Here is a 10,404-nt window from a genome sequence, read left to right as displayed (position 1 = left end):
GAGCAACTCCCGAAGCCAGCGAGCCCGAGCGGGGCCGAGATGTGCCCGCATTCTTTCGGCCGCCGCCGGGATTGGTCAAGTTCTGACCAGCGTCGTCGCCGTGTGCGCGGTTCGCTTCGGCTCTGTCCGAAATGCTGGCCGGTGTGCCGGGAAGTGTGCTGCACTGCGCGTATCCGTCGAGAGGGAAAATGGTGAGGGGTGGAGATGGAGCCGATCGCCGTGGTCGGGATGGCGGTCCGGTTTCCGGGTTCGAATGATCTCGGAGAATTCTGGCGGAATCTCCTCGACGGACGCGATTGCATGAGCGCCCTTTCCGACGATCAGATCCTGCGCGCCGGGGAAGACCCGAAGCGCCTGGCCATGCCCGGCTACGTGCGCCGGCGTCCCCGCATCGACGCGCCCTACGACTTCGACGCCGCGTTCTTCGGCCTCACCCCGAGGGAAGCCGAGATCCGCGATCCCCAGTTCCGGGTGTTCCTCGAGGTCGGCCACGCCGCGCTGGAGCATTCCGGACAGGTGCCCGCCGACTTCCCCGGCCGGATCGGCGTTTTCGCCGGCGCGGGCAGCAACCGGTACGCGAGCGAGCACGTGGAGCCGGACGCCCGCCTGCTGCGCTCGGTCGGCCAGCTCGCCGTGGACTTCAACAACGATCCCGACTACTTCGCCGCGAGCGTCGCGCAGCGGCTCGGGCTGACCGGGCCGACCCTGACGGTGCGCACCGCCTGCTCTACTTCGCTGGTCGCGCTGCACCTCGCCCGCCAGGCGCTGCTCGCCGGCGACTGCGAACTCGCGCTCGTCGGCGGTTCGATGGTCGACCCGCAGAGCGAACGCGGATTCCTGCACGTGCCCGGCGGGGTCAACTCGGCGGACGGCTCGTGCCGCCCCTTCGCGCGCTCGGCGACCGGCACGAACTTCGGCGACGGGGTCGGCGCGATCGTCCTCAAGCGGCTCTCCGCAGCGCTGTCCGACGGCGACCCCGTCCACGCGGTAGTGCGCGGGTCGATGGTCAACAACGACGGCGGACGGGGCACCGGCTTCACCGCGCCGAGCGCCGACGGCCAGGCCGACTGCATCACCGCCGCGTTCACCGCGGCCGGGATCGACCCGCGCACGATCTCCTACTTCGAGGCGCACGGCACCGGAACGGCCATCGGCGACCGCACCGAGGTCGCTGCCATGACCCAGGCGTTCCAGGCGCTCGCCGGGCAATCGCTGCCGCCGGGCTCTTGCCTGCTCGGCTCGGTGAAGTCCAACGTCGGCCACCTCGGCGCCGCGGCCGGCGTAGCGGGCGTGATCAAGACTGTCCTCGCTCTTCACCACGAGCGGCTGCCCGCGAGCATCAACGTGGACGCGGTCAACCCGGAACTCGGCCTCGCCGGCTCGCCGTTCGAGGTGCTCACCGAGTCCCGGCCGTGGCCCCGCCAGCCGGGCTCGGTCCGCCGCGCTTGCGTCAACTCGTTCGGCATCGGCGGCACGAACGCACACGTGATCCTGGAAGAGGCACCGCCAGCAGAGCCTGGGCCGCCGGAGCACAGAGAGCAGGTCATCGTCTGGTCCGCCGACGACCGCACGGCCGAGGCGCAGCTCCGCGACCGCCTCCGCGGCTACTTCACCGAGCTCGAACCGGCTTGGTTCGCCGCCGCGGCCCACACGCTCCAGGTCGGCCGGACCGCGCGGTCCGTGCGTTCGGCGGTGGTGGGGCGCGACCGCGAGCAGGTCGTCGCGCAGCTGGCGTCCGGGGTGCTCAGCTCGGACGGCCGCCCCCGCAGCGTGGGCTGGTACTTCCCGGACGAGTCGGCGTGGCGGCCGGGCCTGGCGACCGGTCGCTACGGCGCCGAGCCCGACTTCCGCGACGCCTGCGACAGCGCATTCGCAGCAGTCGAACCCTTTGCCGGGCAACTACGCACGCCATGGCTCGCGGGAGTGGACGTCGCGCCCGACCTCGCCCGCGCGACCCTGTTCGTCCTCCAGTACGCGATGGCGACTTGCCTGACCCGCTGGGGAGTGCGACCGGACAGCGTGTCCGGAGACGGTGTCGGAACCCTGGCCGCGCAGGCTTTCAGCGAGGGCGAGATCTCGCGGCGACTCGCCGAGCGCGTGCTGATCGGCGCGGCTGGTCCGCAAAGGACGGAACCTGCCGCAGACCTGACGGTGCGGATCGGCCCCGGCACCGGGTCCGCCGGCGTCCTGCCGGTTCTTTCCGACCACAGCCTGAACGACGTCTTGGCCACCCTGTGGGTCCACGGGCAGGCCATCGACTGGCGCCGCCGCGGCCCGCGCGCCGCCCGCCGGATCCCCGTGCCGGGCTATCCCTACCAGCGGCGGCGGCACTGGGTCGCCTACCACGGCCCCGCCACCGCCACCGCCACCGCCGCCGAGCAGCCCGAGGCGGCTGGCTGGACGTTGCTGCACGAGCGCTGGCAACCCGGCGGCGAGGTGCCGGAGACCACGGTGCGAGGCGCACGAGCGCTGGTGCTCCGACCCGAGAACGCCCCATGGATAACGGATTCCGTAGTCGCGGCCGGGTATCACGCTACCGAACTGCCCGCCGTCGAGGCATTGCGCGATACCGCCGCGCCGGATCTGATCGTCCACGCTCTCGCGGTCGCCGAGGAGGACAGCGTCGAGGCACAGCTGGAAACCGGCCTCTACAGCTTGCTCGCCTGCGTGCAGACCCTGGCGAAGCAGGTCCGCGACCGACCGGCTCCGGCAACCCTCGCGATCCTGCTCCGGAACGCGGTCGACCTGACCGGTGCCGAACCGCTCAACCCCGCCCGCTCGATGCTGCCCGCCTTCGCCCGCACCGTCGAGCGGGAGATCCCCGGCCTGCGCTGCGTGCTGATCGACGTCGGCCCCGTCGCGGCGGCTTCCGCACTGGCCGCCGAACTCGCCACCCTGACCGCACCCCAGGTGGCCCTGCGCGGCCGCACCCGCTGGCTGCCCGGCATCGTCCCGGTCGACGACCCTCCCGCCGAACCGCGTTCGTTGCGAGAGAACGGGATCTACCTGATCACCGGCGGCCTCGGGGGAGTGGGCCTCGTCATCGCGCGGGCACTGGCCGGCACTGGGCTCCGCCCGCGGCTGGCCCTGCTCGGCCGCTCCGCCGTCGGCGGCCCGGAGGTCGAGCAGCTCGAGGCCGCCGGCGCCACCGTCGCGGTGATCGCGGCCGACGTGACCGACCCCGAGGCCCTGCGCGGTGCCCTCGCCGAGGTCGAGCGCACGTTCGGCCGAGGCCCGCACGGAGTCGTCCACGCCGCCGGAGTCGCGGGCGGCGGCCTGATCGAACGCCGCTCACGATCCGATGTGGACAGAGTGCTGCGGGCGAAAGTGCACGGCACCCTCGCCCTCGAACACGCTCTGGCCGGCGAGGAGCTCGACTTCCTCGCGTACTTCTCCAGCCACGCCGGGGTGTCCGGCCTCCGCGGCAGCGCCGACTACGCCGCGGCCAACGCCTTCCTCAACGCCCACGCCGCGCAGCACCGGCTCCGCCACCCCCGCACGTTGTCGATCGCGTGGCCCGGATGGGAACGGACCGGCATGACCGACGTTCCCGGCCGCCGCTTCGTGCTCACCCCGGGACAGACCTGGCAGCTCGACGAGCACCGGTTCGGCGACGTGCCGGTGCTGCCCGCCACGGCGATGCTGGACTTCGTCGTCACCGCCGCGCGGGAACTCGCCCTCCTGCCGGACACCTCGCCGGTCGGTCTGCGCGACACGCTGATCCTGCGTTCCTTGCCGGTCACCGAACCCCATGTCGTGGAAGTCGCCGTCTCCGCCGCCCCCGGCGGGCACCGCTTCCGCCTGCGAGCGGCACCGGTGCGGGGACCAGGGGAGTGGACCGAGCACGCCGAGGGGCTGATCGAAGTCCCCGATGCCGAACCCGAACTCGCCGACCGGTCGCTGCCGGCCGCGGTCCCGCACCAGCCCACGGCGGCGGCCGGGCCCGGCTTCGGGTTCGGCCCGCGCTGGGAGAGCGAGGTCCGGAGGCGGCGCGACGGGAACTCGGCGGTCGTCGAACTCGAACTGCCCGAAAAGTTCCACGCCGACCTGCGCGCGCACCTCCTGCACCCGGCGCTGCTCGACGTCGCGGCCTCGGCGCTGATCGACACCACGGCCGAAGCGGTGTTCGTGCCGTTCCGGTACCGCTCGGTGACCGTCTTCGACCGGCTCACCGGCCGCGTCACGGCCCACTCCCGGCTGCGCGAACAGACCAGCACCACCCGCGTGGTCGACGTCGACCTCCACGACACCACAACCGGCGAACACCTCGTCGCGATCCGCTCGCTGACCTTCCGAGCAGTACCCCGCGCCGACTTCAGCCGGACCAGCGCGGCGACGGCACCGCGTGATCCCCGGCTACCGCGCGACCCCCAGCTCGACCCAGCGGAGGGCGCGCGGATCTTCCTCGACCTCCTCGGCCGGGACCTGCCCCCGGCAGTGATCGTCGACCACGCGGGCGCTCCGTCCGCACCGGAGCCCGCGGCCGCCGAGCCCGCCCCGCCGCCGACACCGGCCGGGCGGCCGGTCGTCGAGGTCGTCCGTCAACTGTGGACGGACCTGCTCGGCAACCCCGACATCGGCCTCGACGACGACTTCTTCGACGTGGGCGGCAGTTCGCTCGCCGCCGTGCACATCGTGGACCAGATCGAGCAGCGCTACGGCATCGCCCTGAGCTCGGGCGCGTTGTTCGAATCCGCCACAGTGCGCACCATCGCGGCCACCCTGACCGACCGAGGAGCACGATGAGCGACCAGATCGCGATCGTCGGCATGGCCTGCCGTTTCCCCGGCGCGGGCGAGGTGACGCGGTTCTGGGAGAACCTCCGCGGCGGCGTCGAATCGATCGCCCTGCGCACCGAGGAGGAGCTCCGCGAGGCCGGAGTGCCGCCCACCCGGATCGCCGACCCCGACTACGTCCGGGCCGCCGCGCTCGTGGACGACCTGGCCGGGTTCGACGCGGATCTGTTCGGCTACCGGCCGGAGCTGGCCCGGGCCACGGACCCGCAGCACCGGCTGTTCCTCGAATGCGCGCACGCCGCGCTCCAGAACGCGGGTTACGACACCGGTCGCGTACCCGGCCGGGCCGGTGTGTTCGGCTCCGCCGCCCCGAACCTCTACGGTGCCCTGCACGTCAGCCGCGACCCGGACGCCCGCGCCGCGCTCGCGTCCCTGGAATGGAGCGTCGGCAACGAAAACGACTACTTGGCCACGAACGTCTCGCACCGCCTCGGCCTCGACGGTCCCAGCCTGGCGGTAGCCACCGCATGCTCCTCGGCCCTCGTAGCGGTGCACCTGGCCGCCCAATCGCTGCGGCAGGGCGACTGCGACCTCGCGCTCGCCGGAGCCGCCGACGTCCAGCTGCCCTACGGCCACGGCTACCTCTGGCACGAGGGCGCCATCGTGTCCCGCGCCGGTCGCTGCCGGCCCTTCGACGCGGCCGCGGACGGAACCGTCTTCGGCTCCGGCGCGGGCGTGGTCGCACTGAAACGCCTCGCCGACGCTGTCGCCGACCGCGACCACGTCTACGCGGTGATCGGCGGGTCCGCGGTGAACAACGACGGGTCTCGCCGGTTCACCTTCACTTCGCCCGGCATCGCCGGCCAGGTCGAGCTGGTGCAGACCGCGCTCGCCCGCGCCGGGCTCGCCGCGGCCGATCTCGGCTACGTCGAATGCCACGGCACCGGCACCCCGGTCGGCGACCCGATCGAGGTCGAGGCGCTGACCACTGTGCTGGCCGGCTGCGGCCCCGTCCCGATCGGCTCGGTCAAGGGCAACATCGGCCACCTCGGGTCGGCGGCCGGGGTCGCGGGCCTGATCAAGACCGCGCTGGCCGTCCACAACGGACAGATTCCGGCGAGCGCCGGTTTCGCCGAACCCAACCCGGACGTCGGCTTCGAGTCCAGCCCCTGCTTCGTCAACACCGAACTTCGTGACTGGACGCAGGCTCGCCGGGCGGCAGGCGTCAGTTCCTTCGGCATCGGCGGCACCAACGCCCATGTCGTGCTCACCCAAGCCCCGGCTGTTGCCGCCGAACCGACCGCGCGTCCCCGTCAGCTGATCACCGTCTCCGGGCGGACCGAGGCCGCCGCGAACGCCGCCGTCCGCGCGCTCGCGGTGACCGTGCGCGACAACCCGGACTTGGACGTCGCCGACCTCGCCCACACGCTCCACCGCGGCCGGGCCGCACACGCCCACCGCCGCACCCTGGTAGCGGCACCCGGCGAGAATCTGGCTCTACGGCTGGAAGACCTAGCCGCCGACAGTCGCGCACCGGCTCCGCGGCGGCCACCGGCGGTCGCCTTCCTGTTCCCCGGGCAAGGCGAACAGTATGCCGGAATGGGCCGCGAACTCTACGAACGCGAACCGGTGTTCCGCCGCGAACTCGACCGCTGCGCCGAGCTGCTCGGCATCGACCTGCATCAGGAAGCCTTGCGCGGCACGGACCTCGCCCAACCCGCGCTGTTCGCCGTGGAGTACGCCCTCGCCCGGCTCTGGACGCACTGGGGCGTACGGCCCCGAGCCCTCGCCGGACACAGCGTCGGCGAATACGCTGCCGCCTGTGTCGCGGGGTGCTTCAGCCTCGAAGACGCCGCCAAGCTGGTCGTCCTGCGCGGCGAGCTCATGGCGAGCACCGCCCCCGGCGCAATGCTCGCCGTCCCGCTTCCCGAGGACGCACTCCGCGCCGAACTGCCGGAAGACCTGTCGATCGCCGCGGTCAACAGCGCCCGCAACGCCGTCGCGTCCGGACCGTCGCACCTCGTGGAGCAGCTCCGAAACCAGTTGACCGACAGGGGAATCCGCTGCGTCCCGCTCCCGGTCGACCACGCGTTCCATTCCGCGCTGATGGACCCGATCCTCCCGAAGTTCCGTGACGCGCTCGCGGACATCGAGCTGCGCGCTCCGGAAATCCCCGTCGTCTCGAGCGTCACCGGCGACTGGCTGACCGCCGATCAGGCCCGCGACCCGGAATACTTGGTCCGGCAACTGCGGCAGCCAGTTCGGTTCGCCGAAGCCCTGGACACGTTGTGGGACAACGGAGCGCACGCCCTGCTCGAAGTCGGTCCCGGCGGTGCGCTGTCGACCATCGCGCGCCTGCACTGGCGCGAGGCCAGAACCGGGTCCGCCCCGGCGATCGTGTCCTCCATGCGGCACCGCGCCGACAAACGCACCGACGCCGACCTGCTGCTGCGCGCGCTCGGCACCCTCTGGTCCGCCGGGGTCGAACCGGACTGGGACACGTTCTGGGCGGGGGAGAACCGCCGCCGTGTGCCGCTGCCCGGCTACCCGTACCAACGCGTTCGTGCCTGGGTCGACCCGGACCCGGGACGCCCGCCGCTGGCGGGCATGTACGGCGTCCCGCTCACCTCCGCCGAACCACCGGCCGAGACCACGCCGCTCGAACTGCCCACCTGGGCCGAACAACCCCTCGACCAGACCAGCGTCGGCGTAACCCCCGGCGAGCCATGGCTCGTCTTCACCGCGGGCTCGCCGGTCGTCGACCGCGTCCTCGACGAGCTGCGCCGCACCGGTGCCACCGTGGTCCGAGCCGAACCCGGCGCCGCGTTCGCCCGCCGTGCCCCCGGCCGGTACACGGTGTGCCCCTCCGACCCCGCGGACTACGACCAGCTGCTCACCGACCTCGCCGCGGCCGGACTCGCGCCCCGCCGCATCGTGCATGCCTGGCTGCTCGACCAAGACAGCCTCGAACACGGCTTGCACAGCCTGCTCGCGCTCGGCCGGACCTTGGCCCGTCGGCAGATCTCCGTCCCGATCGCGCTGACGATCCTCACCACGGGCCTGCACGAGGTCACCGGCACCGACCCGGTCACCCCGGCGAAGGCGACCGTCCTGGGACCGCACCACATGCTCAACAAGGAGATCCCGAACCTGTCCAGCCGCGTCGTCGACCTCGCGATGCCCGCCGAGGCGCGGCAGGTGCTCGCCGAACTCGCCGCCGCGGACGACCAGGTCGCGCTGCGCGGCCGTCGCCGCTGGGTCCGCGAGATCCGGCCCCTGCCGAGCAGCCCGCCGCACACCCTGCCGGCGTTGCTGCGCGAACGCGGTACCTATCTGATCACCGGCGGACTCGGCGGCATCGGACTGGCGCTCGCCGAGGACCTCGCCCGCCTGGTCCGGGCCCGGCTCGTCCTGGTCGGCCGGTCCAGTTTCCCCGACCGGCCCGACTGGGACAGCTACCTCGCCGAAGGCCCGTGTCCGATCCGGAAGCAGACCATCAGGCGTTTCACCGGGATCGAAGACCTCGGCGGCTCCGTCCTCGTGCGGGTCGCCGATGTCGCCGACGAACAGGCCATGCGTGCGATCCGCGACAGCTGCGGCCGGATCGACGGCATCTTCCACGCCGCGGGCAGCCCCGGCGGCGGCATGATGGCGGTCCGCCGCCGCGAGGACGTCGAAGCCGTGCTCGCCCCGAAGATCACCGGAACCCGGGTCCTGGACCGCGTTTTCGGCCAGGACCCGGACTTCCTCGTGCTGTTCTCCTCGGTCACCGCGCTCGTCCCGACTTACTACGGCCAGGCCGACTACCTCGCCGCCAACGCCTACCTCGACGCGTTCGCCCACGCCAGCCCGCCCGGGCCGAGGCACACAGTGTCGGTCAACTGGGACGCCTGGAGCGAGACCGGCATGCTCGCCTCCGGCGATCCGCACAGCAATTACCTCCGCACCGGCGAAGGGCTCGACCTGCTCTGGCGGATCCTCGCCGCCCGCCTCGGCCCGCAGGTGATCGCCGCCCCGCGCGGCCTCGCCGAGGTCGGCCGCGAAGCCGCCCAGCGGATGGCACCCTCGCCCGCCCCGGCGCCGGTCGAACACCTCGCTCCCGTGGTGCGCCACGACCTCGCCGAGGCGACCGACCTGGAACGGACCCTGCTGCAGCTGTGGGAGGAAACCCTGGGCGTGCCCGGCCTCGAGCTCGACAGCGACTTCTTCGAACTCGGCGGCAACTCGCTGCAGGCCACCCAGCTGCTCGCCCGGCTCCGCGAACAGCTGGACGTCGACCTGCCCGCCGCAACCTTGTTCGACCACTCCACGATCCGCGCACTGGCCGACGAGCTGACCGCGTTGCGATGAACCTGGCCGACCCGCGCACCTTCGAGTCCGACCTCACCGAGTTCTGGCGCTCCACCCGCGCGCACAACCCCGTCTACCGCCACGAACCGCACGGCTTCTGGGTCGTGTCCCGGCACGCGGACGTCCTCGCCGTCTACCGCGACGCCGCCCGCTACACCTCCGAACGCGGCAACGTCCTGGTCACCCTGCTGGCCGGGGGAGACTCGGCGGCCGGCCGCATGCTCGCTGTCACCGACGGCCCGCGGCACCGCGAACTCCGGCAAATCCTGCAACGCGCCTTCACCCCGGACGCCCTGGAGCGCCTCACCCGCCGGGTCCGCCGCACCACCCGCATCCTGGTCGTCGACGCGGTATCCCGCGGCGACTGCGACTTCGCCGCCGACATCGCCGGCCGGATCCCCATCACCACCGTCGGGCACCTGCTGGGCGTCCCCGACCCTGACCACGATTTCCTGCTGACCCGAACGAAACGCGCCCTCAGCTCCGACGACCGCGACTCCGACGAGCTGGAATCGTCCCTGGCCCGCAACGAGATCCTGGCCTACTTCACCGATCTGCTGGCGCAGCGGCGCACCACCCCGGCCGACGACGTCCTCAGTGCGCTGGCCGCCACCGGACTGTCCACCGAAGAAATCGTCCTGAACTGCTACAGCCTGATCATCGGCGGCGACGAGACCAGCCGCCTGTCCATGATCGAGGCCGTTCGAGCCCTCGCCGCACACCCGTCGCAATGGCACCTGCTGCGCAACGGGGAAGCCACGCTGCCCGCCGCGACCGACGAGGTTCTGCGCTGGTCGACGCCCGCGATGCACTTCGGCCGCACCGCCGTCGCCGACACCGAAATAGCCGGCCACGCCATCGTCGCCGGCGACATCGTCACCCTGTGGCACAGTTCCGCGAACCGCGACGAAGCCGTCTTCGCCGACCCGGACCGCTTCGACCTCCGCCGCAGTCCGAACAAACACCTCGCCTTCGGTTACGGCCCGCACTACTGCGTCGGGGCCCAGTTGGCGCGGATCGAGATCGCCGAGCTGCTGTCCGCGCTCCGCCAGTACGCCACCGGATTCGAAATCGTCGGCGAACCGAGCCGCATCCACTCCAATTTCCTGACCGGCTACAGCACGCTGCCGGTGCGGTTCGTTCCGGACACTGCCGAGCTCTACTGAGGCGACCGGCGGCAGGCGCAGTCGGCAAAGGAACTTCCGTGCGCGCCCGCCCGGCCACACGCGCGTACCGCGGGCGGGCCAGTCGTCTCGCGAGAACCCGATCGCTACTTCGCCGCAATGGGACGGTGGGGGCGTAGCTCCGTTCCGGATCC

Annotated in this window: 3 protein-coding genes; all 3 read left to right on the top strand. The window is 72.3% G+C overall.

Features of this window, described 5'->3' with window-relative positions; all coding sequences use genetic code 11:
* The first annotated feature begins 204 nt into the window (after positions 1 to 204).
* The 3 genes from AMYBE_RS43355 to AMYBE_RS0113740 are packed head-to-tail and all read left to right on the top strand — an operon-like array spanning position 205 to position 10,252.
* Positions 205 to 4,746, top strand: a complete 4,542-nt coding sequence (locus AMYBE_RS43355; protein ID WP_154676196.1) for an SDR family NAD(P)-dependent oxidoreductase — start codon at positions 205 to 207, stop codon at positions 4,744 to 4,746.
* Complete coding sequence (locus tag AMYBE_RS41640) at positions 4,743 to 9,086, top strand: type I polyketide synthase (protein WP_020659965.1); 4,344 nt, start codon at positions 4,743 to 4,745, stop codon at positions 9,084 to 9,086. The genes AMYBE_RS43355 and AMYBE_RS41640 overlap by 4 nt, the downstream gene beginning before the upstream one ends.
* Positions 9,083 to 10,252, top strand: a complete 1,170-nt coding sequence (locus AMYBE_RS0113740) for a cytochrome P450 (protein WP_020659964.1) — start codon at positions 9,083 to 9,085, stop codon at positions 10,250 to 10,252. The genes AMYBE_RS41640 and AMYBE_RS0113740 overlap by 4 nt, the downstream gene beginning before the upstream one ends.
* Positions 10,253 to 10,404 lie beyond the last annotated feature (152 nt).

The sequence above is a fragment of the Amycolatopsis benzoatilytica AK 16/65 genome (genome assembly GCF_000383915.1).
Taxonomy (GTDB): Bacteria; Actinomycetota; Actinomycetes; order Mycobacteriales; family Pseudonocardiaceae; genus Amycolatopsis; species Amycolatopsis benzoatilytica.
The sequence above is the reverse complement of the archived record's forward strand: the minus strand, read 5'-3'. Positions and strand labels throughout refer to the sequence as shown.

Bases quoted from the DNA above. Each gene is read 5' to 3' on its own strand.
- AMYBE_RS43355 (WP_154676196.1), top strand. From the start codon at position 205: ATGGAGCCGATCGCCGTGGTCGGGATGGCGGTCCGGTTTCCGGGTTCG.
- AMYBE_RS41640 (WP_020659965.1), top strand. From the start codon at position 4,743: ATGAGCGACCAGATCGCGATCGTCGGCATGGCCTGCCGTTTCCCCGGC.
- AMYBE_RS0113740 (WP_020659964.1), top strand. From the start codon at position 9,083: ATGAACCTGGCCGACCCGCGCACCTTCGAGTCCGACCTCACCGAGTTC.